General features: G+C 42.4%; 25 protein-coding genes. 17 read left to right on the forward strand and 8 right to left on the reverse strand.

Features of this window, described 5'->3' with window-relative positions:
• The first annotated feature begins 2 nt into the window (after positions 1-2).
• The gene (locus ACVHUV_RS05720) at positions 3-929 is read left to right on the forward strand and encodes a manganese-dependent inorganic pyrophosphatase (RefSeq protein WP_317945110.1); all 927 of its coding nucleotides are present in this window, start codon (positions 3-5) and stop codon (positions 927-929) included.
• Positions 930-1,031: 102 nt separating this feature from the next.
• Here the strand turns inward: ACVHUV_RS05720 and ACVHUV_RS05725 are convergent, their stop codons facing one another.
• Both ACVHUV_RS05725 and ACVHUV_RS05730 read right to left on the reverse strand, forming a co-directional pair.
• Entirely contained in the window at positions 1,032-1,817 is a 786-nt protein-coding gene (locus ACVHUV_RS05725) for an AAA family ATPase (protein ID WP_462086386.1), read from the reverse strand.
• Positions 1,818-1,856: 39 nt separating this feature from the next.
• Positions 1,857-3,233 carry an FAD-dependent oxidoreductase gene (locus ACVHUV_RS05730; RefSeq protein WP_462086387.1) on the reverse strand — a complete coding sequence of 459 codons (1,377 nt, stop codon included), beginning with the start codon at positions 3,231-3,233 and terminating at the stop codon, positions 1,857-1,859.
• Between the two features lie 103 nt (positions 3,234-3,336).
• Between ACVHUV_RS05730 and ACVHUV_RS05735 the strand changes: the two genes are divergently transcribed.
• From ACVHUV_RS05735 to ACVHUV_RS05745, 3 genes are all read left to right on the forward strand, one after another.
• The gene (locus ACVHUV_RS05735; RefSeq protein WP_462086388.1) at positions 3,337-4,044 is read left to right on the forward strand and encodes a DsbA family oxidoreductase; all 708 of its coding nucleotides are present in this window, start codon (positions 3,337-3,339) and stop codon (positions 4,042-4,044) included.
• Positions 4,045-5,458: 1,414 nt separating this feature from the next.
• Positions 5,459-6,376 carry a UDP-N-acetylmuramate dehydrogenase gene (murB, locus tag ACVHUV_RS05740; RefSeq protein ID WP_462086389.1) on the forward strand — a complete coding sequence of 306 codons (918 nt, stop codon included), beginning with the start codon at positions 5,459-5,461 and terminating at the stop codon, positions 6,374-6,376.
• Between the two features lie 64 nt (positions 6,377-6,440).
• Positions 6,441-7,916, forward strand: a complete 1,476-nt coding sequence (locus tag ACVHUV_RS05745) for a potassium/proton antiporter (RefSeq protein WP_317945100.1) — start codon at positions 6,441-6,443, stop codon at positions 7,914-7,916.
• A gap of 83 nt (positions 7,917-7,999) precedes the next feature.
• On the opposite strand, the gene ACVHUV_RS05750 is transcribed toward ACVHUV_RS05745, so the two are convergent.
• Together ACVHUV_RS05750 and ACVHUV_RS05755 are read right to left on the reverse strand one after the other, a co-directional pair.
• Positions 8,000-9,040, reverse strand: coding sequence for a DmpA family aminopeptidase (locus tag ACVHUV_RS05750; RefSeq protein ID WP_462086390.1), 1,041 nt, complete (start codon positions 9,038-9,040; stop codon positions 8,000-8,002).
• Positions 9,041-9,057: 17 nt separating this feature from the next.
• Positions 9,058-9,477 carry a universal stress protein gene (locus ACVHUV_RS05755; protein ID WP_371391610.1) on the reverse strand — a complete coding sequence of 140 codons (420 nt, stop codon included), beginning with the start codon at positions 9,475-9,477 and terminating at the stop codon, positions 9,058-9,060.
• A 250-nt stretch (positions 9,478-9,727) separates the two neighbouring features.
• On the opposite strand from ACVHUV_RS05755, the gene ACVHUV_RS05760 reads away from it, so the two are divergent.
• From ACVHUV_RS05760 to ACVHUV_RS05770, 3 genes are read left to right on the forward strand one after another with little or no spacing between them, the layout of a single operon-like run.
• The gene (locus tag ACVHUV_RS05760; protein WP_317945096.1) at positions 9,728-10,105 is read left to right on the forward strand and encodes an ArsR/SmtB family transcription factor; all 378 of its coding nucleotides are present in this window, start codon (positions 9,728-9,730) and stop codon (positions 10,103-10,105) included.
• Positions 10,089-12,188, forward strand: coding sequence for a heavy metal translocating P-type ATPase (locus ACVHUV_RS05765; protein ID WP_462086391.1), 2,100 nt, complete (start codon positions 10,089-10,091; stop codon positions 12,186-12,188). The genes ACVHUV_RS05760 and ACVHUV_RS05765 overlap by 17 nt, the downstream gene beginning before the upstream one ends.
• Positions 12,189-12,215: 27 nt before the next feature.
• Positions 12,216-13,328, forward strand: a complete 1,113-nt coding sequence (locus ACVHUV_RS05770) for a GNAT family N-acetyltransferase (RefSeq protein ID WP_462086392.1) — start codon at positions 12,216-12,218, stop codon at positions 13,326-13,328.
• Between the two features lie 201 nt (positions 13,329-13,529).
• On the opposite strand, the gene ACVHUV_RS05775 is transcribed toward ACVHUV_RS05770, so the two are convergent.
• Complete coding sequence (locus tag ACVHUV_RS05775) at positions 13,530-13,685, reverse strand: lmo0937 family membrane protein (protein WP_317945091.1); 156 nt, start codon at positions 13,683-13,685, stop codon at positions 13,530-13,532.
• 104 nt (positions 13,686-13,789) lie between these two features.
• Here ACVHUV_RS05775 and mntR point away from each other — a divergent pair, with 104 nt between their 5' ends.
• From mntR to ACVHUV_RS05800, 5 genes are all read left to right on the forward strand, one after another.
• The gene (gene mntR / locus ACVHUV_RS05780) at positions 13,790-14,212 is read left to right on the forward strand and encodes a transcriptional regulator MntR (RefSeq protein ID WP_317945089.1); all 423 of its coding nucleotides are present in this window, start codon (positions 13,790-13,792) and stop codon (positions 14,210-14,212) included.
• 6 nt (positions 14,213-14,218) lie between these two features.
• Positions 14,219-15,076: a CvfB family protein gene (locus ACVHUV_RS05785; RefSeq protein WP_462086867.1), complete on the forward strand. Its 858-nt coding sequence runs from the start codon at positions 14,219-14,221 to the stop codon at positions 15,074-15,076.
• Between the two features lie 63 nt (positions 15,077-15,139).
• Complete coding sequence (locus tag ACVHUV_RS05790) at positions 15,140-16,027, forward strand: DUF1002 domain-containing protein (protein ID WP_317945087.1); 888 nt, start codon at positions 15,140-15,142, stop codon at positions 16,025-16,027.
• A 45-nt stretch (positions 16,028-16,072) separates the two neighbouring features.
• Positions 16,073-16,354, forward strand: coding sequence for a GNAT family N-acetyltransferase (locus ACVHUV_RS05795; RefSeq protein ID WP_317945085.1), 282 nt, complete (start codon positions 16,073-16,075; stop codon positions 16,352-16,354).
• A 360-nt stretch (positions 16,355-16,714) separates the two neighbouring features.
• Positions 16,715-17,188, forward strand: a complete 474-nt coding sequence (locus tag ACVHUV_RS05800) for a DUF4064 domain-containing protein (RefSeq protein WP_462086393.1) — start codon at positions 16,715-16,717, stop codon at positions 17,186-17,188.
• Positions 17,189-17,893: 705 nt separating this feature from the next.
• Here the strand turns inward: ACVHUV_RS05800 and ACVHUV_RS05805 are convergent.
• Positions 17,894-18,391, reverse strand: a complete 498-nt coding sequence (locus ACVHUV_RS05805) for a GNAT family N-acetyltransferase (RefSeq protein ID WP_462086394.1) — start codon at positions 18,389-18,391, stop codon at positions 17,894-17,896.
• Positions 18,392-18,610: 219 nt separating this feature from the next.
• Between ACVHUV_RS05805 and ACVHUV_RS05810 the strand changes: the two genes are divergently transcribed.
• The 3 genes from ACVHUV_RS05810 to ACVHUV_RS05820 all read left to right on the forward strand — a co-directional run bounded on the left by ACVHUV_RS05810 (position 18,611) and on the right by ACVHUV_RS05820 (position 20,385).
• Entirely contained in the window at positions 18,611-18,976 is a 366-nt protein-coding gene (locus ACVHUV_RS05810; RefSeq protein ID WP_462086395.1) for a YbyB family protein, read from the forward strand.
• Positions 18,977-19,296: 320 nt separating this feature from the next.
• A complete protein-coding gene (gene yidC, locus ACVHUV_RS05815; RefSeq protein ID WP_317945079.1) occupies positions 19,297-20,076 on the forward strand; it encodes a membrane protein insertase YidC in 780 nt (259 codons plus the stop codon).
• A 60-nt stretch (positions 20,077-20,136) separates the two neighbouring features.
• Positions 20,137-20,385: a hypothetical protein gene (locus ACVHUV_RS05820; RefSeq protein WP_462086396.1), complete on the forward strand. Its 249-nt coding sequence runs from the start codon at positions 20,137-20,139 to the stop codon at positions 20,383-20,385.
• 45 nt (positions 20,386-20,430) lie between these two features.
• On the opposite strand, the gene ACVHUV_RS05825 is transcribed toward ACVHUV_RS05820, so the two are convergent.
• A complete protein-coding gene (locus ACVHUV_RS05825; RefSeq protein WP_462086397.1) occupies positions 20,431-21,585 on the reverse strand; it encodes an MFS transporter in 1,155 nt (384 codons plus the stop codon).
• A gap of 150 nt (positions 21,586-21,735) precedes the next feature.
• On the opposite strand from ACVHUV_RS05825, the gene ACVHUV_RS05830 reads away from it, so the two are divergent.
• Positions 21,736-22,659: a D-alanyl-D-alanine carboxypeptidase family protein gene (locus ACVHUV_RS05830; protein WP_317945074.1), complete on the forward strand. Its 924-nt coding sequence runs from the start codon at positions 21,736-21,738 to the stop codon at positions 22,657-22,659.
• Between the two features lie 326 nt (positions 22,660-22,985).
• Here the strand turns inward: ACVHUV_RS05830 and cls are convergent, their stop codons facing one another.
• Entirely contained in the window at positions 22,986-24,437 is a 1,452-nt protein-coding gene (cls, locus tag ACVHUV_RS05835) for a cardiolipin synthase (RefSeq protein WP_371391600.1), read from the reverse strand.
• A gap of 156 nt (positions 24,438-24,593) precedes the next feature.
• Between cls and ACVHUV_RS05840 the strand changes: the two genes are divergently transcribed.
• Complete coding sequence (locus tag ACVHUV_RS05840; protein ID WP_462086398.1) at positions 24,594-25,988, forward strand: L-cystine transporter; 1,395 nt, start codon at positions 24,594-24,596, stop codon at positions 25,986-25,988.
• Positions 25,989-26,079 lie beyond the last annotated feature (91 nt).

Here is a 26,079-nt window from a genome sequence, read left to right on the forward strand (position 1 = left end):
TTATGAGTAAAGTATTAGTATTTGGACATAAAAACCCTGATACCGATTCCATCACATCGGCAATCAGCTATGCGTATTTAAAACAACAAATCGGAATGGATGCAGAAGCGGTTCGTCTTGGCTCCATTTCTGGTGAAACTGCTTACGCTCTAGGGCAATTTGGTTTTGAAGCACCGAGATTAATTGAAACAGCAGCTTCTGAAACAAAACAAGTCATCCTTGTCGATCACAACGAAAAACAACAAAGTGTGGATGACATTGAAGAAGTTCAAGTGATTGAAGTCATTGACCACCACCGTATTGCAAACTTCCAAACGGCAGATCCACTGTACTACCGTGCTGAGCCAGTTGGTTGTACGGCAACGATTTTGAAGAAGCTTTACAAAGAACATGATGTAGAGATTCCGAAAGAAATTGCAGGCCTTATGCTATCAGCAATTATCTCGGATTCCCTGTTATTCAAATCCCCAACATTTACCGAAGAGGATCGCAAAGCAGCTGAGGAACTTGCAGCAATTGCAGATGTTGACGCAGAAGTGTACGGCTTGGAAATGTTGAAAGCGGGAGCGGATTTAAGCGGCAAGTCCCTTGAAGAACTCGTCTCTCTAGACGCAAAAGAATTTACAATCGGTGATGCAAAGATTGAAATCGCTCAAGTGAATGCCATTGAAGTGAACGATGTATTAGACCGTCAATCAGAGCTTGAAGTATTGTTAAACAGTATTATTGAAGAGAAGGACCTGTCACTCTTCCTATTTGTTGTGACGGATATTCTAAACAATGATTCAACTGTCATTGCTCTTGGACAAGCTGCTGAACGTGCGTGTGCAGCATTCAATGTAGGGCTAACAAACAATACTGCAATCTTTAAAGGTGTCGTTTCCCGTAAGAAACAAATTGTCCCGATTTTAACGGAAGCATTGAAATAAAAGTGATATGAGGGACAAAAAATACCGCATGAAGCTTGGTTATCATAACCTCGTTTCCATGCGGTATTTTACTTTTGCAATAAGCATAGTGGTGTTAGAAATTTAGTTGAATAAATGACGTAAATAGCGATCGGGTGTATGCAAAAAATCTCTCGTTAACTGAACATGTGACAGTTCATCAAATATAGCCGGCTCCAGAACACCATTTTGTACTTCATACAAATCGGCGTACGGATAAGCCATCATGATGGGGGAATGAGTAGCAATAAGGAACTGAGCTCCTTCTTTCGTCATCTCATGTATCATCGCAAGAAGTGTCAGCTGATTTTGCGGCGACAAAGGTGCTTCAGGTTCGTCCAGAATATAAAAACCTCCAGGTCGAAATCGTGCTTGAAATAAGTCGAAAAAACTCTCTCCGTGTGAACGTTTTTCCAATCCTTCTCCGTAAAGACTACGTAGTTCATGGTACGTTTTTGCATACGGCAAAACTTCTAGGCTATATGGATCTCGTTGCTTTATTTCCTCTATTTTTGCTCGTGCATCTTCACGCATTGTTGCGACACTTCGCGTATATGTAATGAAATCTGCTGCGCGAAAAAAGAAGCCATTATTCGATTTCAAGGACCAAATAATCTTCAAGTCTTCTGCAAGTTCAAATGCTGGAGAGAGCGAATGGTCCTTTTCCATATGCTCTCCGCTAATCAAAATGCTTCCCGCTGCAGCAGCAATTCCTTCTAATAACGTCGTCTTTCCACAACCATTATCACCGACAATAATTGTCACGGGTGCGGAAAATGCTAATCCGTCAAACCTACGGACAATGTCCAAATTAAATGGAAAACGGTCGTCCATCGTCGTGTACTTTCTTTTAATCTCTCTGACAGACATCCCTTACACCCCTTTTCGTCAGTATACTTGAAAAGTGGCTCAATTCAAATCGAGTGGTTTAGTAGCAGGTCCTTCCAGGACAGAACCGTCTGTACGAAAGCGGGAACCGTGACATGGGCAGTCCCACGTCTGATCCGCTTCATTCCAACGTGTCCTGCACCCCATGTGTGTACAAATAGGAGAATCGGTTCGTGTAATATGGCCGCCCGTAAACTCTTTTACTACAAGTCCAGTATTGCGCAAAGCTTGTAAAAGGAACGATCCAAAACCTGTGCGATCCGGGGCATACAAAGATATCGCTTTGTTTTCACGTCCAACGATTTGGTCAGTAATAATGCGCGCACTGGCAATGGCGTTTGACAAGCCCCATTTTCGGAAACCCGTATTAATATATACATACGGCATGCTAGAAGAAATGATACCCGCATAAGGGATTAGGTCAGGTGTAGATGGGTCTTGGGCAGACCAGCCATATTTCAAGGCTTCTAGTTGGTACGTATTCCGTAATTCAAACGATAACGTTTCATAATGAATTTGAGTCGCTTTTTCCGTTCCTGCTACATGGGATTCGCCGGCTAGTAAGAAATGGGTCTTTCCGTCAATATATACGGTACGGACTGAACGTTTCGGGTTATCTACTGAAATATACTGCCCTTGAAGTGGCATGTTTGCATAGCATGACACGATATAGGAGCGATTGACGCTTAACTTTAAAATTTGCAAACCTCGCAGCGCTTCAATTGGATAATGCGTGCACAATAGGAGGTTGGAGAATTGAATTTCGTGTTCACTACTTGTGTACACTACGCGTTTTTTTAAATCCATTAACCGGACATCCGTCTTTTCATAAATACGGGCACCAGCTTGCACTGCTAATTTAGCTAGATGCTGACCGAATCGTACAGGATGTAGTTGTGCTTCGCGTTTAATTGTCAATGTAGCTTCTGTTTTTAGTGGAAGTTCACTGTTCCTTCCGAGTTCTCCCGGAATACCAATCTCCTCATATGCTTTCATCTCGTCTTGAAGTTTTTCAGTTCCGTATTTTGATTGCGAGAACAAGATGGAATCTGCGTTTCGAAGTTCATCACCTTCAGCGATGGATTCCCCAAACAGCACAGCTTGCCGATTCGCTTCATAATACAACTTTGCATTTTCACGACCAAACTGTTTAATTAAATCGGCATACACTACATCATGTTGCACGGTCAATTTCCCTGTTGAATGACCGGTTGCTCCACAAAGAATCTCATCTTTTTCTAGTAAAATGACATCTTTCCCTTCCTTCGCAAGGAAATAAGCATTGGCAAGTCCACTTAATCCACCGCCAACAATACAGACATCACATGATACATCTTTATCCAGTGGGGGATAGGCGTTGCGTTTATAGGCAGTTTGTAACCAAAGTGAGTGTTTCATTAATAATCCTCCAATTTATTGTTAACTACTGCGATAGCAGGCATATTCATTGTTGCCATAATGAATGAAATCTAAAATAGAAGTAGAAAGGTGGGGGCTGTTAATGAAAATTGAGATATGGTCAGATTATGTTTGTCCTTTTTGTTACATCGGAAAACGTCGGTTAGAAGAGGCACTTGCATCTACAAATTTAGCCGGTCAAGTCGAAGTGGAATTCAAAGCGTATCAATTGGATCCAAACACACCAACAACATCGGAAGCGCCTATGCTCGACGGATTGGCAAAGAAATACGGTGTCAGTTTGGATGAAGCGAAAAACATGATGGCGAATGTCGCGGAACAAGCGAAGACGGTTGGATTGCAATATGATGTAGATGGCATGAAGGTAGCCAATACGTTTAACGCACACCGGCTTGCAAAGCTTGCCGCCACTGAAGGGAAGGTCGATGCGGTTTCTGAGCGATTAATGCAAGGGTCCTTCCTAAAAGGCGAAGCGCTTGGCAAGGAAGAGACGCTATTGAATATTGCTGAAGAAGCAGGCATGTCTAAAGAACATGTATCTGCTATGCTCCAATCTGACGAATTTGCCGCAGATGTTCAGCAAGACATCGAAGAAGCAAGGCAAATCGGCGTTCAGGGCGTACCGTTCTTTGTCATTAATCGCAAATATGCTATTTCAGGAGCGCAGCCTGCACAAGCATTTGCAGAAGCATTAGAGAAAGTCGCAAAAGAAGAAGGCATTCAACCTAAATTGCAAGTGCTCGGCAGTGAAGGAAAAGGCGTTTGCACAGACGATCAGTGTGAAATATAAGTTACAGATAGAGTAGGAATACCATTTGCCGCAACTCAAATATGCATGAAGGGCTATTCGTCCTCGTGCATATTTTTTTGTAGGGATTGCGGTGGAAGGCTACGCGATAGAGGGAGTAAATGAGAATGTAAGATGCAAATCGTTTCATTGGAAAATGGTGTGTACGGTCAAATAGAAGTGATCTAAATGCCCGTGAGTGCGGGAAACTGGTGCATCCGGTCAAATAGAAGTGTTCTAAATGCCCGTGAGTGCGGGAAACTGGTGCATCCGGTCAAATAGAAGTGATCTAAATGCCCGTGAGTGCGGGAAACTGGTGCGTACGGTCAAATAGAGGTGATCTAAATGCCCGCGAGCGTCGGAAATTGGTGAGTACGGTCAAATAGAGGTGTTCTAAATGCCCGTGAGCCTCGGAAAATGGTGAGTACGGTCAAATAGAAGTGTTCTAAATGACCGTGAGCGCGGGAAATTGATGCATACGGTCAAATTGAAGTGATCTAAATGCCCGCGAGCGTCGGAAATTGGTGAGTACGGTCAAATAGAGGTGATCTAAATGCCCGCGAGCGCATGAAATTAGTGCGTGCGGTCAAATAGAAGTGTTCTAAATGCCCGTGAGTGCCTGAAATTGGTGCATACGGTCAAATAGAAGTGATCTAAATGACCGTGAGCGCGGGAAACTGGTGCATCCGGTCAAATAGAAGTGTTCTAAATGCCCGTGAGCGCGGGAAACTGGTGAGTACGGTCAAATAGAGGTGTTCTAAATGCCTGTGAGCGCGGGAAACTGGTGAGTACGGTCAAATAGAAGTGTTCTAAATGACCGTGAGCGCGGGAAAATGGTGCGGACGGTCAAATAGAAGTGTTCTAAATGCCCGTGAGTGCGGGAAACTGGTGCATCCGGTCAAATAGAAGTGTTCTAAATGCCCGTGAGTGCGGGAAACGGGTGAGTACGGTCAAATAGAGCTGATCTAAATGCCCGTGAGCGCATGAAATTAGTGCGTACGGTCAAATAGAAGTGCTGAAGCACAAGAAACAAACTGATGATAAAGGCTGTTTATCTATCAATAGCGATCTATTCCGTTCCATACAATTGCAAGCGTTCTAAAAAAACTTTTTCCAGCCGAAGTCGTATCAATTTTACAACGCAGAGCACTTCATGCGAACGATACAGCACAAAAATCATATATTTCATTTCAGTAACATTGAAATACAAATAAAATAGGCAGCCTAAGAAGAATCGCTTGTCAAAAAAGCGGATTGCAAGCATACTTATAAGAGTGAAAGGATTTTCTGATCGTTTGGAAAAATAGTATTTGGTGGCGTAGAAACAATTCATTAGCATTGCGCCATAACTAGTAGGGAAGGCATCACACCGTCTTCGTGTATCAGATTTTCACTACCTCGAAAGGATTGTGTTTAGATGTCAAAATATCTTTGGTTAGAAGCATTACAAAAGCACTTACATGACGGCGAGCTGCTGATTGATGAGCCGTTACATAAATATACGAAAACGAAATTAGGCGGCGCTGCAGATCTTTTAGTCATTCCGGCAACTATGGAGGAAATGGCTACAACCGTCCGCTATGCCCATGAAAATAACATACCACTACTTCTATTAGGGAATGGGTCGAATATGGTTGTACGTGATGGCGGTGTGCGAGGCATTGTGCTTCACATGTCGAAGCTTGATCGCATCATCATTGACGGAACGCGTGTCCATGCAGAAGCAGGTGCTCATATTATTGAAGTTTCACAAAAAGCAGCGAAAGCATGTCTCACGGGCTTGGAATTTGCTTGCGGTATCCCTGGGAGCATTGGGGGCGCAATGGCAATGAATGCGGGTGCCTATGGCGGGGAAATAAAAGACGTGATTGTGCAAGCGACCGTTATGGACCTAGCTGGTAACGTGTTTGTGTTAACGAAAGATGAATTGGAACTTGGTTACCGGAAGAGCATTATTGCGAAAAAAGGGTACTTTGTCTTATCGGCTGATTTTCAATTGGCTGACGGTGTCCAAGAAGAAATCGATGCAAAAGTGGCCGATTTAACGTATCAACGTGAATCCAAACAACCCCTCGAGTATCCTTCAGCAGGCAGTGTGTTCAAACGACCTCCAGGTTATTTTGCCGGGAAGCTCATTCAAGATTGTCAGTTACAAGGTAAAGGTTTTGGTGGTGCTGAAGTCTCCATAAAGCACGCAGGCTTCATTGTGAATAAAAATAATGCAACTGCATCTGACTACATTCAAACGATAGAAATGGTGAAAAAAGAAGTGAAAAGTCGATTTGACGTCGATTTAGAACTCGAAGTGAAAATTGTGGGAGAAGAACCACAATAAGAGGAGGTTTTAAACCTCCTTTACATAACGCATTGAAAAGTCGGTGTCGGGAAAGGGGTAAAGAATGAACGAATTTTCGATAGATGGAATTATTCTTTTAATGGGCTTCTTTTTACTTTGTGGCGTCCTCATGACAAAGCTTACTTCGCGGGCAGGCGTACCTGCACTCGTTCTCTTTATGATTTTAGGAATGGTGTTAGGGAGTGACGTGTCAGGCCTCATCTATTTTTCCGACGCTCATTTAGCGCAAACAATCGGGATTGTCGCGCTCATCATCATTTTGTTTGAAGGTGGGCTCCAAACCGAATGGAAAAACGTCCGCCCGGTCTTAGGCGGTGCAAGTGTCCTCGCCACAGTAGGGGTAATTATGACAGCAGCGGTCGTTGCAATTGCTGCACACTATGTATTGGGATTAGGTTGGCTCGAATCATTCCTCCTAGGTTCCATCGTTGGTTCAACCGATGCCGCTGCTGTATTTTCTGTCATGTCCGGACAAAACATCAAATCTAAAATGTCTTCTACATTAGAAATGGAATCGGGCTCCAACGATCCAATGGCGATGTTCCTCACCGTCGCCTTCATTGAATGGCTTACGCTCCCAAACTTCTCAATGGGCAACTTGATTGTAAACTTTTTCGTCCAAATGGGACTTGGTCTCGTGTTAGGACTCGGTTTAGGCTATTTAGCATCCATTTGGATGAATAAAATAAAACTCGATGCGAGTGGTTTATACGCAGTACTCTCTATGGGGTTTGCCATTGCGATCTACGCGGTTACCTCCTCATTGGGAGGGAGTGGACTGTTAGCTGTATACGTGGCCGGTATATTAATAGGTACACGTGAACTAAATCATAGCCACGCAATCTTTAGATTCCATGAAGGCTTTGCATGGCTGATGCAACTTATTATGTTCGTCATCCTCGGCTTGCTTGTTTTCCCGAAAGAGTTAGCAAACTTGGACCTTATTTGGAAAGGTCTCGTATTGTCTTTCATTCTAATGTTCGTAGCAAGACCAATAGCTGTATTTTTATGTACGATGTTTTTCAAATATACTTTCAAAGAAAAGTTATTTTTATCATGGGCAGGCCTACGAGGAGCAGTTCCAATCGTCTTGGCAACGTTTCCGTTATTAGCAGGTGTCCCTGATCCCTATTTGTATTTTAATATGATCTTCTTTATGGTCATCACATCCGCGTTATTGCAAGGCTCAACAATCTCAAATGTTGCGAGATGGCTCGGCTTGGAAGCACCAGCAACTCCGAAACGGATTCATCAGCTTGAACTGATTTCCATGGATAAAGCAAACGCAGAAATGCTGGAAGTCGAAATCTCGGCAAACTCGCCATTCCTTGATCAAAAAGTGCAAACACTTGGCTTACCGAAAGAAACCGTCATCTCCGCTATCATTCGTGACGGAAAACTAGTCATGCCTACAGGTCGTACGAAACTGCAAGCAGAAGATGTCCTCTTCATACTCGCTGCAAAAGAACAAGTACCAAAAGTAAAACTTGTCCTAGCAGATGAAAATGGATTTGAATAAGAAATTGAAATAAAGCAGAAATGCATGAAGGTCAAGTCGCCATCATGCATTTTTTCTGCTTTTAGTATGGTGCCAAGTGCTATTTATCTAGCATTATCGCTCTTAATCAGCCAGCGCTTCACCGTTCGATTGTTGCGCCCAATCGTCGTTTCTGCAAGTAACAACGATTGGAATACAGCTTCTTCTGTCGCCTCGATCGTCGCTTGGAACAATTTGTTCATCAGCGGTATATCATCTCTCAACATAGTGTGTGTAACCGTCAATTGCTCACTCGTGTGGGGAATTGTATAGATCGTTGAAAAGGCGATAATGATATCTCCACTTCCGTTATGGATATGTGTGCCTGTCCTGCCAAGTCCAATCGATGCACGTTTTGCCAGTCGTTTCAATTGACGTTCATTCACCGGTGCATCTGTGGCGACGACAATGATAACTGAGCCATCGGGTTTCTCTTGAAGTTCATTTTCCGACGCCAAATCCATTATTGAACCTTCATAACCATTTCGAACAAGCCATTCATCTAGCAAACATTCTTCTTGGTTTCCGAAGTTTGTTAATGTCAACACACCGACTGTGAATGTCAAATCCCCTTCAGAAGCAACTCTTGAAGAAGAACCAATTCCTCCCTTGTGTCCAAAACAGATCATGCCTTTTCCAGCACCGACAGCCCCTTGCTCAAATTCCCCGCTTTCCGCTTTTCGAATTGCTTCAATCGCATGCGTTGGTCGGACTTTCATTTCCCGCATCGCATTTAAATAGCTATCATTGCACTCACCTACAACGATATTTAAGGAGCTCGTTGAATCACCAATAGTAGGATTTTCATCGAGCATATAGTGCAAGGTACCTTCCAATACAGCCCCGACACTAAATGTATTCGTCAACATAATTGGAGATTCGATAAGTCCCAGCTCTTCAACTTGAATAAGTCCTACCGTCTTTCCAAATCCGTTCAACACAAAACTTGCGGCAGGCACCTTTTGTTCGAATAAATTCCCCGCATGCGGCAAAATAGCAGTGACACCCGTACACGCACTGTCTATCGCTGTCTCTTCCTGTAACGTGACATGTCCTACTTTCACACCGGGGACATCTGTCAGCATGTTCAACTTTCCTCTTTCCATCTAAAACGCTCCCAACCTCATTTGATGATTAACACAGGTGCAGCAACTCTCTTTGCCACTTTATGACTAACACTTCCTAACAGCATTTCTTGGAATGAATTCAACCCTCTACTGCCAATCACAACTAAATCGAATGGCTCTTCGTTTGCATAAGCCACGATCGTTGGACCGGGATCTCCATGGCGAATGACAAAGTCATATGCTGCCTGTTGGTTGTCCAAAACCGCTAAAATCGGTTCAATCCGCTTTTTACGATCGTTGTGTAAATCCTCAACAGCTGCGTCTTGGATGACATCCTTTCGCGTTCGATCATAATGAAGTACATACAGCGCAACGATGGACGCATGTGGGCTAACGGTTGCAAGCCAGGCAGCATGTTCAGCTGCTCGTCTCGAATTTTCTGACCCGTCGATTGCTAGTAAAATGCGATTATACAATGATATCATCCTCCTCTAGTCATTTACTATATGTCAGGTAAACAGTGTCGAATGCTAATCAAATTCAATATAAATCTTCATTATCCTTTATTTCCGATAAAAAAACACAAGTAGGGAAAGTAATTGCTTGTTTTGCTGGTTAAGAACGTTTAAAAAACATTCAAATGTCTGTTTGTTTATCCTTGCATAACAATTTTTTATTGCATATACTAAGATATAATCAAACGAACATTTGAATGAGGTGGCTAATATGACGAGTAAAGATACATGTGAAGTGTTCATAGTCCGTGACGATGTAGTGGACCATGTCCAGAAAAGTTTGCCAGACGTGAGTGGAATGGTACAAATATTTAAAGCACTTGCGGATGAAACACGTCTAAAGATTGCGTTTTCGCTCACACTGGAAAAAGAGATGTGTGTATGTGATGTAGCGGCTGTTATCGGCTCTTCCAATGCAACCGCTTCTCATCATTTACGGTATTTAAGAGAGCATGGTCTGGCGAAATCGAAACGGAAAGGGAAAATGGTCTATTATGCTTTAGCCGATTCGCACGTATACGACTTAGTCAACATTGCACATGATCATGCGCGAGAAGGAGTGGACGAAACGGATGACAACGAAAACTGAGTATAGATTGGAGAATTTATCGTGCGCGAGTTGTGCGATGAAATTCGAAAACAATGTAAAAAATATTCCTTCTGTAGCAGAAGCGACGGTCAATTTCGGAGCGTCCAAATTATCGTTTACAGGAGATGCAACAGTTGAAGAGTTGCAAGCAGCAGGTGCGTTTGATGGCATTAAAGTTGTCCCGTTAACAAATCGACAACCTGAACCGAAAATACCGTTCTATCGACGCAAAGAGAATATCGTCACCTTTTTATCTCTCATTTTCGTCATTGCGGGAATGACGTACACATACAAAGAAATCCCGAATCCAACCGTTGCAACAAGTCTTTTCGCTGTAGCAATCATCATCGGAGGAACAGGGATGTTCCTCACAGGGCTAAAGAACCTTGCAAGACTAGACTTTGATATGAAGACGTTAATGACCATTGCGATTATCGGTGCGGCGATTATCGGAGAGTGGCAAGAAGCAGCAGTCGTCGTTTTATTATTTGCATTAAGTGAAGCGCTAGAGGCGTATTCAATGAATAAAGCCCGACAATCCATCCGGGACTTGATGGATATTGCCCCACCGTCAGCGGTCGTTAAACGGAACAATGAAGTGTTAGAACTACAAACTGAAGACATACAAATCGGAGACATTCTACTCGTCAAACCAGGACAGAAGATTGCAATGGACGGTATCGTGAAAAGTGGAAGGTCGACTGTCAATCAGGCGCCCATTACAGGTGAATCTGTTCCAGTCTTAAAAGACGTAAACGATGAAGTGTTCGCGGGCACATTGAACGAAGAAGGTGCACTTGAAGTGACCGTTACAAAACTAGTAGGGGACACGACGATTGCAAAAATTATTCATCTTGTAGAAGAAGCACAAGCTGAAAAAGCACCTTCCCAGAAGTTCGTCGATAAATTTGCAAAATATTATACGCCAATCATTATCGCCGTCGCGATCTTAGTTGCTATAGTTCCTCCGTTGTTCGGTGCAGAGTGGCAACCGTGGATTTACCAAGGTCTTGCTGTCCTAGTTGTAGGTTGTCCATGTGCGCTTGTCGTCTCAACGCCAGTAGCAATCGTGACTGCAATTGGAAACGCAGCCCGCCAAGGTGTCCTCATTAAAGGCGGCGTTCATTTGGAAGAGATGGGACGTATTACAGCGGTTGCATTCGACAAAACGGGAACGTTGACAAGAGGATATCCGGAAGTGACAGACTTCATTGTTGGTAGAGGTGCAAACGCGGATATACTTCAATCTGTTGCAGCTGTAGAGTCAATGTCTCAGCACCCGTTAGCAAGAGCGATTGTTAACTATGCTAAAGGACAAGGCCCAATTACAAAAGAAGTGAGTAATTTCCAATCTGTAACAGGGAAAGGTGCCTACGCTGATGTAGATGGCGAGCTCATTCATGTCGGAAGTGTGTTATGGGCATCTGAAATAACGGAACTGCCAGATGATATGAAACAACATGCGGTGAAACTGCAGCAAGCGGGAAAATCTGTCATGGTAGTGCTAGCGAATCATACTTTCCAAGCACTGATCGCGGTAACTGATCCATTACGGGAGGAAAGTGCAAAAGTGCTACAGCAGCTAAAAGCAATTGGTATCCGCCACACTGTCATGTTGACAGGTGATGATCAGCGAACAGCTGAGGCCATTGCTTTGCAAACTGGTGTTACAGATGTGCGTGCGGGGCTCATGCCAGAAGATAAATTAACTGCGGTAAAAGAGTTGATTGGCGATTACGGCCGTGTAGCAATGGTCGGTGATGGTATCAATGACGCGCCTGCTTTAGCAGCTTCCTCCATCGGGATTGCAATGGGAGGAGCGGGCACAGACGCTGCGCTTGAAACAGCAGATATTGCACTTATGGCGGATGACCTGTCCCAATTGCCGTATACAATGAAATTAAGTCGAAAAACGTTGCAGATTATCAAAGAAAATATTATGTTTGCATTAGGCTTAAAAATTGTGGCGCTGTTATTAATCATCCCAGGATGGTTGACACTATGGATTGCAATCTTTGCGGATATGGGAGCAACATTACTTGTCGTGCTTAATTCGCTAAGATTACTACGGATTCATAAATAACGTAAGCAGCGGAACGGGGGAACTATCATGCAGTTACGTGAATGGACGATGGAAGAACAAGAACAACTTATACATTTCTTAACGACAAATACGTGGCCGTTTCACGGAAATGCCCATCCTGAACGCGATTTGATTGAAAAGACGATTGAAGAAGGTGGCTATGAATCAGACGAAGTCAAAACATTTTGGGTGCAAAATGAAGATGAGGACATCGTAGGCATCGTGAAAATCTATGATTTACAAGATGAAATTCCGCTTTTCGACTTACGAATTGCGGATGAATACCGAGGATTTGGTTATGGAGCGAAAGCACTCAAATTAATTACTGAATTCGTCTTCGGCTTACCTGAACGTAAAATCCGTTTGGAAGGACATACCCGTCAAGACAACTTGGCGATGCGAAAGACATTCGAGCGTGCAGGCTTTGTAAAAGAAGCGCACTTACGGAAAGCATGGTTCTCGCCGAAAGAGAATTCCTATTATGATGCGGTAACATACGGTATGACGCGTGAGGACTTTTTAGCAGGAACAACGACACCTGTCATTTGGGAAGATGCGGGGCAAGGCGAGAAAGGGAAGAAAACAAAGCGTATCCCTAATTTTCCTACAGAATTCGAATCTGAACGGTTGCGTATTCGTAAACCCGAAATGGGAGATGCATTAGACGTCTATAAAGCACTGAAAAACTCCCTTCCCGCTTTGCAACCATGGCTACCATTTGCGCAACAAGAACCTGAACTGCATGTAACCGAAGAAAATCTCCGTGAATCCATCGCGGATTTCATCACACGGAAAGATCTGCGGTTGCACATCTTCTTAAAAGAAACAGGCGAGTTCATAGGATCCACTGGATTACACCGTATTAACTGGGCGATTCCAAAGTTTGAAATCGGGTATTGGCTGGATACGAAATATGAAGGAAAAGGCTATATGACGGAAGCAGTCGAGCGACTTACGCGTTTCGCTTTCGAAGAACTAGGTGCTAATCGTGTTGAAATTAGGTGTGATGAAGAGAATGGGAAAAGTCGTTCCATCGCTGTACGGAACGGATTTGAGCTTGAAGGAATTCTGAAATCTGATTCTCTTTCAAGCGATGGCCAACATTTACGCAATACATGTATTTATGCGAAGGTAAAATAAATGAACATAAAGGGTGCCATGGAAGTGGCGCCCTCGGTCTGTTGGTGAATGTGTAAATGTGGTGTATTTCTACCGCGTCCCTAAAATTGGTTCATTTACAAAGTTTTATAGATAGGCTGTATTTGTTTAGCGTAACGTCGATTAATTGTCATGAAAAAGAGTGCAGACAAAGTCAACTCTGGCTTTGTCTACACTCTTACGTTATACAGACCGCCTTCCAGTGAGAAGCTGGATGACAAAAATGATTCCTGCAATCACTAATAGAAGGTGAATCAAACCGCCGCCAACCTTCATAAGGAATCCTAGTAACCAAAATGCTAGTAGTGCTACGATAATAATCCAAAGTATTTTGCCCATTTTTTTCACCCCTTTGTAGTGGTATAGTGAATGTACCCGATAGTTAGAAAATGTAAACCGCCATCTTAAAAGATGGACGACAATGCATACGGGAGGTGCATCGGTTGGCAACACCAAGTATGGAAGATTATATTGAACAAATCTATTTGCAAATTGAAGCAAAAGGTGAGGCAAGAGTTTCTGACGTTGCCGAAGCCTTATCTGTTTTGCCTTCGTCTGTAACGAAAATGGCACAACGGCTCGATCGCGAAGGATACGTATCTTATGAGCGATACCGTGGCTTAGAATTGACGGATAGAGGATTGAAGTTTGGGAAAAAATTAGTTCGGAGACATGAATTACTTGAACAGTTTTTGCGAATCATCGGTGTCGAAGAAGCACTCATTTATCAAGATGTTGAAGGAATTGAACATCATTTGAGCTGGAACGCGATGGACAGGATTACAGATCTTGTGGAAGCAATGGAAGAAGATGAAGACTTTGTACGTAAACTAAAAGAACGGCAAAGTTTTGAAATGGAAGGGTAGATGAAAATGACAACATACAAGCCAGGGACAATTGCCAAATTGCATGTCAAAAGTAAAGAAGGATCTAGATGGATATTAGACGGAGGAGATGAAGAAATCTTCGTCAACGCTTCTGAATTTGAGAAGCCTCTTGAAGAGGGAGATGCTGTCGAAGTATTCCTCTATATGAATCGTCGTGGTGAATTGACTGCAACTGCCAATTTGCCAAATATGACGTGTGATACATTTGGATGGGCCCGTGTAATTCGAATTGATGAGAAAGAAGGGGCGTATGTCGACATCGGTTCTTCATTCGAAGTGCTGGTCAATAAAGCCGATTTGCCTCGAGTAAAGGCATTATGGCCGAGAACAGATGATGAGCTGTATATGACGTTACGAATGGATTTAGGTGGAAATATTTTTGCGCGCCTTGCAACAGAAGAGAAAGTACAAGAACTGATTTTAGAAGCACCTGCCACAGTGTTCAATCGTAATTTGCAAGCAAGAGCGTACCGTCTGTTACCTGTAGGCTCATTCTTTTTAAGCACACCTGAAAATTACCGGATCTTCGTGCATCATACAGAGCGTGAACAAGAACCGCGTCTCGGTGAAAAAGTGGAAGTGCGCATTATCGATGTACGGGAAGATGGTACGTTAAATGGATCCCTACTTCCGAGAAAAGAAGAACGAATCGGTGATGATGCCGAAACGGTTTATCGTTATCTTGCTGACGTAGGGGGGAAAATGCCCTTCACCGATAAATCGACCCCTGATGAAATAAAAGAAATGTTTGGTCTGAGCAAAGCATCTTTTAAGCGTGCGCTTGGAAAATTGATGAAAGAAGGAAAAGTGACGCAAAACGACGGATGGACAAGTTTGAAGTAACTGGAGATTGGGAACTTTTTCAATGATGCATCGTACTACTTCTTAGATAAGGAGGGATTGCTTATGAGAAAATTATTGATGACAGCAAGTGCAATGTTACTATTCATTGGAATGTTATTTCCTGGTTTAGCGAAGGCTGATACTGCAATTGACGAAAAACTAGGTGTGCCGATTGTTGTGTTAGGTGCGAACCTGACAGATGCTGAAAAAGAATCCGTCAAACAGAGTTTGAAAGTCGATAAAGATACGGAAATAGAAGAAATCATCGTTGACGGTAAAGACCTTGTAAATTATATAAAAGACGGGAATAGCCAAGCGCGCATGTATTCCTCTGCAAAAATAACGCGGCAAGATGCTGGCAAAGGTCTCGTTATTAAAATTGTCACACCAGACAATATTACTCAAGTGACGAACGAAATGTATGCAACAGCAATGTTGACCGCTGGAATTGAAGATGCAATCGTTGAAGTGGCAGCTCCTAAACCAGTGACGGGACACTCGGCCTTGGTCGGTATTTACAAAGCGTATGAAGTATCTGGTGAAACGCTAGACACCGAACGGACGGATGTTGCAAACGACGAATTGAATCTTGCAACGAAGTTTGCGAAGGATTCAGGCATTGATCAAGACAAAGTTGCCGAGCTACTGACGGAAATTAAAAAAGCGATTGCTGATCAAAACCCTGCTACGAAAGAGGAAGTCGAAAAAATTGTAAATGAGCAATTGAAGAAGCTGAATATTGAATTGAGCGACGCGGACCGGCAATTACTTGTTGATTTAATGGATCGAATTCGAAATTTGGATATCGACTTCGGAAAATTATCAGATCAATTGTCGGATATGGCAGCAACCATTAAAGAGAAGATTGGAGAAATCGATCCAGGCTTTTGGGATAAAGTAAAACAGTTCTTCGAAAATTTAATGGACTCCATCAAGTCTTGGTTTAACTAAGTAGGCATCGGAATATGATAGAATATTATAAAAGGAGAGGATTTCATGGAATTTACATTTGTTGAGCTGGGCGGAGATGCATTTGCATTTCGCAATGAACAAGATGGAAAACTGCTAGCCGAAATTACATGGACGCTTCTCGCCGATGTTATGGTCATGGACCACACCTATGTGTCTGAAGACTTGCGTGGGCAAGGCGTTGCAAAGGAATTATTGGACCGGGCAGCAGCTTATGCACGTGAAAAAGATTACAAAATGGAAGCGGTTTGCTCGTATGTAGTTACTGCATTTAATCGCTACAAAGAATACGAAGACGTAAAAGCATAAACCATCGAAAAGGCGACTCCTAATTGGAATCGCCTTTTTTATACGTATAAGTCCAAAGTGACAGGAAATTAAAGTCCCCAAGCTAATGTAACAGCGTAGACGATACTTGTTAAAACAGATGCGCCTGCGACGGTATAAAGCATGTCCGTCGAGGTGAACAGTACTTTTTTCCCCATGTTGCATGCTCTCCTTTCGCTCAGTAGAATTAGTATTTGTTAGTCTTTTATTACCCCCGTGTATGAGATTAAAACGTACTTATCTCACAAAATGAAAGAAATAAATTGAAAATGAAACTATTTAGTTTGAATGTACGTATATTTTGGTATGATAGAAAATAGTTTAAAAGAAAGAGGTGTTTGCATGAACAGAACGGCTGAAAGAGTCTTATCGATTATTGCCGTAGTCATGTCAGCAGTAGGAACGATTTTTGCATTTATCGGGATGGGCTTTTTTAATCTCATGAAGAACGATCCGGCGATTCGTCAGGAAATGGAAATGGAATTCATGGCAGATCCGACAATGACACCAAGTGACATCGAAGCAATTTTCACGTTTTTTGATGTAATTGGTGGGGTTATGTGGTTAATCATCATAGCGATGATTCTTAGCATCATCCTGAATATCATCGGTATCGTCAATATTTGGAACAATAAAAACGCCAAACTTGCAGGAATCATGTTCATCATTGCAGGTGTGCTAGCTGGTATCTTATCATTGTCATCTATTCTGTTGTATATCGCTGCAATCCTATGTTTCACAAAGAAACCGCCATTGCAAGAAGATATCCAATTTGCTGATCAGCCGCATGACGGCGACACAATGAGACCGTTGTAATGTTAAACGAGCAAAAAGAGCAATCGAGTATACTCGATGCTCTTTTTGCTTTTTTTGTGCGTTGTTGAGATATCGCGAATGCCTAGTAGAAGCGCTGGAATTGAAGGACTGTAGAATGTTAGCCTTTAATGACGCGTTGAGGAGGAAAGCTGCCGCTCGTGCGTCATTAAGTAGTGTTTAATGACGCGTTGAAGAGGAAAACTGCTGTTTGCGCGTCAATAAGTATTGTTTAATGACACGTTAAGGAGGAAAAGTGCTGCTAGTGCGTCATGAAGTATTGTTTAATGACGCGTTGAAGAGGAAAAATGCTGTTTGCGCGTCATGAAGTAGTGTTTAACGACGAGTTGAAGAGGAAAACCGCAGCTCGCTCGTCATGAAGTATTGTTTAATAACACGTTGAAGAGGAAAACTGCAGCTCGCGCGTCATGAAGTAGTGTTTAATGACGCGTAGAAGAGGAAAACCATTGCTCGCGCGTCATGAAGTAGTGTTTAATGACCCGTTGAAGAGGAAAACCGCAGCTCGCGCGTCATGAAGTATCCTTTAACGCCCCGTTAATGAAATAAACCGCTGCACGCGCTGTCAATAACCAGCTTTTCACGACACGATGAGGAGAAAAGAAAAAATTCGCGAGAAGCCATAGTAGTAAATTCTAGGCTCCCGCGAATCATTCATTTATAAATCGTCTCCAACACACTATTTTGCAATTAAGCCATGACGGGTTGATGGAGATAATAGACGTATTGAGCTGTTTCAACAGGGCAGCCTTCAAAATTCTCCTCGAATACATCAAGCAATTCAAAACCTTGTTTTTCATAAAACGCTCGTCCACCCGTATTTCTGCTATCCACATACACAAACAGTTGCTTAGCACTACTTAACATCGAAATGGCGTAATTGACCAACATCTTGCCATAACCTAAATGCTGATGAGAAGGAAGAATGTACATTGAAGTGACTTCGGCATCTCCGTCTTCATCTTCCTTTGTGAAGTTAAGGAAGCCGACAGGAATACCTTCTTCGCACTCAACGACTAACATATGTGTTTTTTCCATACGCTTCATCATCATTGCGTTGGAAAAAGAGCGATTGAGATAAGCTGTCTGAATGTCTTGAGGAATGATGTTGGCATATGTATCACTCCAAGTGTGATGAGCGATATGTTGGATATACCCAATGTCTTTACTATTCATAGGTCTAATCAAGCCGCTGTCACCTCCGCTATCCTTTTTGCTATCATAACAAAAAATAGGGCATGAAACTATATTTGTCATCGAAATGAAATATAAAAAAGTAAATTATCTGATAAAATTAAATGAGTTGCACTCTTTAACAATGAAATTTGAAAGGAAGTTTCTAAACGACGGCAAAGGGTATACTAGCCGTATAATACGATTTATCAGATCAATGGAGGATTGATAGGTATGGCACGTAAACGTGGAAATGGATTGCTTTTAGCTACATTAGCAGCAGGTGCGTATGCGTATTTCAGTAAGAAAGAAAATCGTGACAAAGCGATGGTTGCGGTCAACAATATGAAAACAAAAGTCGATTCGTTCGTAACTTCACAAAAATTAAACAGAAACGATGCAGCAAAAGCTGGATTCTCGGACCCTTATGATTTACAGGATAACAAAATGGTGAGTGAAGGTGCACAAACGAGTGTTCATTACTACAACCAGGAAGTGGAAGACAAGTCGAAGGAATCTAAAGAAGACGGTCTCTACAAAAAGAAAGAAAACTCAACTGATGCTCCTGATATGAATCAAAAAGAAAATGATAATAAGTGACAAAGACGCCTCTGAATCGGGGCGTTTTTTTATGCGAGAATACAAAAGTGCCATTTGAAGAAATCTGAAATGCTTGAATGAATACAGCCTACATTTTGGCCTATTTCGTCCCTGTCATCGTTCGGACATGCCCTCATAATGCAATGATCGTCCGTCGAAAACAGTTCAAAAACAATTTTGGAATGAACCGTATCGTACCGCTGTCACGTGCTTGTCGATAACTTTTGTGATGAAATCAAGGTTTTTACGAAGATTAATTGTAATTAGGTAGTGAATTGATGTATACTTTTCAGTAGTTTGAAATAGTGAAGGTGAATCTATTGAAGAAGAAACTTGGTTTATTTACGATATTGATGACCGCCACTTTATTTTTGAGCGGTTGTTCTGGTGTACAGAACAAAGAAGGTACGTTTTATAATATTTTCGTCAAACCGATGGAATGGCTCCTTCATTATCTTGGAGAGGCATTTAACGGAGGTTATGGTTGGGCAATCGTATTAATTACCGTTGCAATCCGTCTAGTGCTCATGCCACTTATGTTGAAAAACTATAAGTCGCAACAAGATATGAAAATCAAAATGGATGCACTACGTCCTGAAATGGAAGACATCCAAAAGCGGTTGAAAGAAGCAAAAGAGAAAGGCGAAAAAGAAGAGCAAATGAAGCTGCAACAAGAAATGATGGGCTTATATTCTAAGCACGGTGTGAATCCATTAAACATGGGCTGTCTCCCACTAATCATTCAAATGCCGATCATCATGGGGTTATATTTTGCAATTCTGTATGCTCCGCCGGAAGTAAAAGAGCACCAATTCCTTTGGTTTAACCTCGGTGAACCAGACAAAATCATGATGCTCGTTGCAGGAGCTGTCTATTTCGTCCAAGCACGTGTCTCCCTTTGGACAATGCCTGAACAGCAAAAGCAACAGATGAAGCTGTTCATTTACATGTCACCAATCATGATTATGTTCATCTCATTCTCTGTCATGGCAGCACTACCGTTGTACTGGGCTGTCGGAGGAATCCTTCTAATTCTTCAAACGTATATCGGACGCAAGTTCTATTACAAGAACACAGAACCGATTCCGGAGAAGAAATAAGCGATAATGTCATAATGGAGGCTGGAGAGCAATCTCCGGCCTTTTTTGGAGGAATTTAGTATGAATCAAAAGAAAATCTTCGTGACAGGCATCGTACTCATTACGTTGTTAACCTTGTTTTTCGTCATCCGAGGACAACTCGATTATGCGATCCTTACAATGATGGCACTGTTCACGCTAACGAATGCATCTAGAGCAAGGTCCTTTAAAGAACAAGGATTTGAGAAAGAATCAAAATGGATGCGCTATTTATCAATGATTTTTGCATGTGCATTCGTCGTCGTATTCATTTTGATTTTCTTTATCTGATGAAAAAACGTTTTCCGGAAACTGAACAATCCGGAAAACGTCCTTTTAATACGCCAAGCGTTTTCGAGTAGCAAGCACAATGACAACCGCTGGAATTGTGCACACCGTCATACCAAGAAAAGCGGCACCTGGCGATAAATCATATAAATAGCCTGCTGGAAATGTTAAAATTGCGGCACTCAGACTCATCGCGAAAGCTGCGTAAAACCCTTGAGCTGAAGCGATTTTTGAATGTGGTAAGTTTTTAGAGATATATTGAATGAATGCATAATGGGCGATGCCGAAAGATAAGGCGTGCAACCCTTGGGATAACACAAAAATCGCTGCCGTTGGAAATAAGAAAATGATGACCCAGCGGACGGTGGAGCCGACTCCGGCAAGCAAAAACATTGTGGAAATGCGCATGTTCGATAAAAAACGATCTGCCTGCGTGAAGAAAATAATTTCAAACAAAACGGCAATGTTCAAAATGACACCGATTGTAAACCCGTTAACATCTAGGTCGTCTAGAAAAAGATAGCCATAATTGTAATAAGAGGCATGTGCTCCTTGTAAGAGAATGGCTAAAATCATAATGACCGGAAAACCTTTTGTTGCAAATAAAGAACGAATGCCAGCTTTTTCAACTGGATGAACAAGTTTTTCAGGAAGTTCATTCAAAACCGCTGGGGCAGGTCGCATAAAGAAAATACCCGCAGCTGCTAGACCAGCGATCATCATATAGAGAATGGCTTGTTCATTCCAAATAGCAGTAGCGCCTCCAACGAGTAGTAAAGCAATCGTATAACCGATCGATCCAAATGAACGACTTTTTCCGTAATGGATACGCTCTTTTTGCATCAGAACAGACGCACCACTTTCCACACCCGGTAAAATAATAGGATAAACGATGCTAAACAACACCGTGATGATGAGTAACGTAGTGAATGTGGATTCAGGAATATAGAAAATAGCAATGACTACTGACAGCAACGTCATCCATTTGATGACGCGTATATACGATGTACGACTTGTTAAATAGGGAAAAATAAGAAACGTGGAAAACGCTCGGGCAACCATTCCAGCACCCATAATGATGCTGGCAGCTTTGACAGACATTCCTTTTTCGTTTGTCAGCCAACCTGTCCAATAAGGCACAAAAACTCCCCACGTAAAGAAAAAAGCTAAAAAGCTGATGGATAGCCATCGTTGATTATTCATTACTTAACCTCGCAATCATTCAAACACTTATGAAAATAAATGATAGCATACACCAGCTTGAAAGAGAAAGATAGATTGCTGGCTGCTACTCATTCTCCATAGAACAGCAACAAAAAGTGATACGCAAAGTAGAAGGAAGGCCAACAAAAAATGAAACGGAAAAGCAACAATAAAACCAATAAAGCCCTTACCATCACCTTACTCACATCAAGTATTGTCATGACAGCACTTGTCGTGTGGATCGGATTAAATGGCTGGGATGTAACGAAAACGCTAAAACAAGTAGGCATTGGAACTGAAGTGGAACCACAAGAAACGCCATTGGAAACACCAGACGCAGTAGAGGAGCAAGAGAAAGATCCCGAAGAAAATGACGTGACAAATGAGACTGAGACTAAAGACCAGAAGGATACAGAAACGACAACACCTACTAAAGAGCAGCAGAAGCCTGTCACACCAGCTCCAAAAGAAGAAGACAAAGCACAAGTGACAAACAAGCCACCTGTGAATAAAAACAAGAGTGGCTATATAGAAGGGCAGGAATTGCCAAAAGAGCCAACGTACATTAACGGAATACTGCTAGCGAACAAACAATATCCATTACCAAGCACATTTGCTCCAGGTGAAAACACAGAAGCTCGAGATGCATTCGATGAAATGGCTGCAGAAGCAAAACTATCAGGTTTTAATATTACGGCCTTCAGCACCTACCGTTCATACGAATACCAAGTATCACTCTATGATCGCTACGCCAAAAAAGACGGCGTTGAAGCAGCAGATCGCTACAGCGCACGTCCGGGTTACTCCGAACACCAAACAGGACTCGCATTCGACATCGGTGAAGTGAACTACGAAAAGCACTGGGCGTCCTCCTCGTTTGGCGACACCGAAGCAGGTAAATGGGTAGCTGCAAACGCCCATCGCTACGGATTCATCCTCCGCTATCCGGAAGGCAAAGAAGCCATCACGGGGTACATGCACGAATCGTGGCATTTCCGCTACGTCGGAAAACCTGCATCAGAAGAAATTTTCAAACGCAACATTACACTAGAAGAATACCTCGGCGTCCAATAAATCTAGCATCCACGAAACGGTTTAACCGATAAAGTGGATGCTTTTTCTTTTTGGCAATCGCGTCATTGGCTTTTCAGTAGTACTTGCAGACGCCCGCATGCCCTCTGTAGAGTATCCCGATCAATAGGATGCCGGGCGCCCCTTTTGGTGAGCTTCTACGCCGAAGCAAAGCTCCCCACGTCCTAAGTGGAGCCCACCACCCATGGAAACGAACCGTACAGCGCACAAAGCAGGCCAACACACCACATCCCGTACCCCAAACACCGTAATCTGCTCCACCAAAAAAACGATGCAGTACCAAAGGGCACCTGCATCGCCAAAAATCATCATAAAATTGGTGACAACAATCTTGAAATGGACTCTTTAATCTTAATACCGCGCGTCCGGTTCATGTACATCTCATACGTCAACTCGGTTGACAATTGCATATCTTGTTCAAATAATTCTGCGAGCTCATGGGATTTTTCTCGGTCGTAAATGAAAGCATTAATTTCAAAGTTGAGCTTGAAACTACGGACATCGATGTTCGCTGTACCAACCGTTGACAGCTCATCGTCCACGACAATTTGTTTGGAATGAATGAAGCCGTTCTCGTAAATATACACTTTGGCGCCTGCTTTCAACAGCTTTCCGACATTTGAATAGGTCGCCCAGTAAACGAACATATGATCAGGCTTATTTGGAATCATAATGCGGACATCGACACCTGACAAACAGGCTATCCGAATTGCGTCTAAAAAGCTAACGTCCGGAATAAAATAAGGTGTTTGAATGTAAATGTAGTCTTTTGCTAAGAAAATCATTTTCAAATAGCCATCTTTAATCTGTTCCCATTCCTCATCTGGTCCACTCGAAACAATTTGTAAGCCGACAGAACCTTTTGTGGGAATAGCAGGGAAATACCGTTCTGCGTATTCAATGTCATCGCTATTTGTCGCTTGATTCCAATCCATCAAAAAGCGTGTCTGTAGCGGATGGAGTGCACTTCCTTCAATTCGCAAATGCGTATCGCGCCAATAGCCGAATTTTTTATCTAACCCTAAATACTCATCCCCAACGTTAAAACCTCCCACATAACCAATCCGTCCATCGATGACAACAATCTTCCGGTGGTTACGATAGTTTAGACGGGGATTAATTAATGGTAAAATTGCCGGGAAAAATGCAGCGACTTCACCGCCACAATCCGTTAATTCCTTCAAATGCTTAATACGTAAACCGCGTGATCCGATATCATCATACAAGACACGCACTTTGACGCCTTGTTTTGCTTTACGAATCAGTACATCCAAGATTTTTTTACCTAATGAATCCAAACGCAAAATATAATATTGAAAATGGATGTGGTCTTTCGCATTTTCGAGATCGTTTAATAAAGAATCAAATTTTGCGGCGCCATCATTAAAGATTTTGACATCATTGTCTTGTGTCAGCACTGCGTGGTTATTCCGAAGATGTAAGTAGATCATGTCATAATAATGCGCGGTATCGTCCAATTTGAAGTCGAATGTTTCATCCTCAATCGCGTCCATTTGGTAATCAATGAGCGTTTCAATTCCGATGCGATTTTTCCCTTCCCACCTCGAAGCGTGTTTATTTCGTAACCTTCTTCCAAATAGCAGGTAGATGAAGAAACCAAACAAGGGGACGAAAAATAAAACAAGAAGCCAAGCCCACGTTGCTGTCGGGTCTCTACGCTCCAAAAAAATAAGCGCAATTGCAAGTAAGGTATTTAAGATATAAATAATTGTTATTGAGATGGTGATTAAACTTGCCATATACGTCCTCCTTAAATGACTCTTTCTATTAGTATACAGAAAAGTACCCGAAAAAGAATAATATACTCCTTCTCCACTTAAAACCTACTTGACTGATATGAATTAAGGGTATATAGTGTTTCTAACAAATAAAAGTAGGGAAAGAGGAATTCAAAAATGGATAATTTGTTGGTCGTCATTAACGTTTTAGGCTTTTTAATCTTAGTCGGCTTGCTCTATTCTATGCACCGAAAGAAGATTTCGTTTTCAAAACGAGTATTTACCGGTTTAGGACTCGGAATTGGATTCGGATTGATTTTACATGTTGCTTATAGTGCAGAATCAGAAATATTAGCTCAATCGGTCAGTTGGATCAGTATAGTAGGAACTGGCTATATTAAATTTCTTCAAATGATTGTTATTCCCTTAGTATTCATTTCAATCCTTGGCGCATTCACCAAAGTGACGATCGGCAAAAACTTTGGGAAGATGGCCGGTTTGATTTTAGGGATTTTAGTAGGAACAACCGCAATTGCGGCCGTTATCGGAATTGCTTCTTCCATGCTTTTTGGTTTGGATGCATCCGAAATCGTACAAGGGGAAGCGGAAGCGGCACGTGGACTTTCCATTGAAGAACGTTCTGCGTCAGTTGCAGATAAAGCATTGCCGGATCAAATCTTAGATCTACTACCGGCGAATCCGTTCTTGGATTTTACAGGCGCTCGTCCAACGTCCACGATTGGCGTTGTCATTTTTGCAGCTTTTCTTGGTTTCGCTTATTTAGCACTTAGAAGACGGGATGAGGAAAATGCGAATCTCGTGAAAAAGGGAATCGATGCGCTTTATTCCCTCATTATGGGTGTCGTGCGAATCGTATTGCGCTTAACACCTTATGGGATTTTGGCAATCATTGCAAAAACTGTAGCAACATCCGATTTTGCAGCCATTTATAGCTTAGGAAAGTTTGTGCTTGCTTCCTACGTCGCACTACTCGTTATGTTTGTCATTCATCTCATCATCATTACGCTATCAGGTCTAAACCCGATTACGTATGTGAAAAAAACAGCGGAAGCACTCTTGTTTGCGTTCACTTCCCGCTCAAGTGCTGGAACACTGCCGTTGAACATTAAAACACAAACAGATCGGCTTGGTGTGCCAGATGGCATTGCGAATTTCGCAGGTTCGTTCGGTTTATCAATCGGACAAAATGGCTGTGCAGGGGTTTATCCAGCGATGCTAGCTGTCATGATTGCACCAACTGTCGGGCAAAATCCATTAGAACCTACATTTTTAATTACCCTCATTGCCATTGTTGCCATCAGCTCATTTGGAGTTGCGGGTGTTGGTGGAGGAGCAACGTTTGCGGCAATTCTCGTTTTGTCTGCGCTGAATCTACCGGTTGCATTGGCGGGGCTGTTAATATCGGTAGAACCGTTGATTGATATGGGACGTACTGCTTTGAATGTCAGCGGCTCCATGACGGCGGGCGTGACGACTGCACGTGCAACTGGAGAGTTGAACCAAGACATTTATAACGATTCCATTGAACACCAATCTATTGAAGCATCCTAACGGCAGATGCCGCAAAAGCAACAATTCATTTTTTACAATACGTACGATCGGTTCAACTACGGCCGATCGTTTTTATTATTTTCTTAAATAT

The sequence above is a fragment of the Sporosarcina saromensis genome, assembly GCF_054901285.1.

What these genes read in the sequence shown, in the direction of transcription:
- ACVHUV_RS05720 (WP_317945110.1), top strand. Translation starts at nt 3, where the DNA reads ATGAGTAAAGTATTAGTATTTGGACATAAAAACCCTGATACCGATTCC.
- ACVHUV_RS05725 (WP_462086386.1), bottom strand. Translation starts at nt 1,817, where the DNA reads ATGTCTGTCAGAGAGATTAAAAGAAAGTACACGACGATGGACGACCGT.
- ACVHUV_RS05730 (WP_462086387.1), bottom strand. Translation starts at nt 3,233, where the DNA reads ATGAAACACTCACTTTGGTTACAAACTGCCTATAAACGCAACGCCTAT.
- ACVHUV_RS05735 (WP_462086388.1), top strand. Translation starts at nt 3,337, where the DNA reads ATGAAAATTGAGATATGGTCAGATTATGTTTGTCCTTTTTGTTACATC.
- murB (WP_462086389.1), top strand. Translation starts at nt 5,459, where the DNA reads ATGTCAAAATATCTTTGGTTAGAAGCATTACAAAAGCACTTACATGAC.
- ACVHUV_RS05745 (WP_317945100.1), top strand. Translation starts at nt 6,441, where the DNA reads ATGAACGAATTTTCGATAGATGGAATTATTCTTTTAATGGGCTTCTTT.
- ACVHUV_RS05750 (WP_462086390.1), bottom strand. Translation starts at nt 9,040, where the DNA reads ATGGAAAGAGGAAAGTTGAACATGCTGACAGATGTCCCCGGTGTGAAA.
- ACVHUV_RS05760 (WP_317945096.1), top strand. Translation starts at nt 9,728, where the DNA reads ATGACGAGTAAAGATACATGTGAAGTGTTCATAGTCCGTGACGATGTA.
- ACVHUV_RS05765 (WP_462086391.1), top strand. Translation starts at nt 10,089, where the DNA reads ATGACAACGAAAACTGAGTATAGATTGGAGAATTTATCGTGCGCGAGT.
- ACVHUV_RS05770 (WP_462086392.1), top strand. Translation starts at nt 12,216, where the DNA reads ATGCAGTTACGTGAATGGACGATGGAAGAACAAGAACAACTTATACAT.
- ACVHUV_RS05775 (WP_317945091.1), bottom strand. Translation starts at nt 13,685, where the DNA reads ATGGGCAAAATACTTTGGATTATTATCGTAGCACTACTAGCATTTTGG.
- ACVHUV_RS05785 (WP_462086867.1), top strand. Translation starts at nt 14,219, where the DNA reads ATGACAACATACAAGCCAGGGACAATTGCCAAATTGCATGTCAAAAGT.
- ACVHUV_RS05790 (WP_317945087.1), top strand. Translation starts at nt 15,140, where the DNA reads ATGAGAAAATTATTGATGACAGCAAGTGCAATGTTACTATTCATTGGA.
- ACVHUV_RS05795 (WP_317945085.1), top strand. Translation starts at nt 16,073, where the DNA reads ATGGAATTTACATTTGTTGAGCTGGGCGGAGATGCATTTGCATTTCGC.
- ACVHUV_RS05800 (WP_462086393.1), top strand. Translation starts at nt 16,715, where the DNA reads ATGAACAGAACGGCTGAAAGAGTCTTATCGATTATTGCCGTAGTCATG.
- ACVHUV_RS05810 (WP_462086395.1), top strand. Translation starts at nt 18,611, where the DNA reads ATGGCACGTAAACGTGGAAATGGATTGCTTTTAGCTACATTAGCAGCA.
- ACVHUV_RS05820 (WP_462086396.1), top strand. Translation starts at nt 20,137, where the DNA reads ATGAATCAAAAGAAAATCTTCGTGACAGGCATCGTACTCATTACGTTG.
- ACVHUV_RS05825 (WP_462086397.1), bottom strand. Translation starts at nt 21,585, where the DNA reads ATGAATAATCAACGATGGCTATCCATCAGCTTTTTAGCTTTTTTCTTT.
- ACVHUV_RS05830 (WP_317945074.1), top strand. Translation starts at nt 21,736, where the DNA reads ATGAAACGGAAAAGCAACAATAAAACCAATAAAGCCCTTACCATCACC.
- cls (WP_371391600.1), bottom strand. Translation starts at nt 24,437, where the DNA reads ATGGCAAGTTTAATCACCATCTCAATAACAATTATTTATATCTTAAAT.
- ACVHUV_RS05840 (WP_462086398.1), top strand. Translation starts at nt 24,594, where the DNA reads ATGGATAATTTGTTGGTCGTCATTAACGTTTTAGGCTTTTTAATCTTA.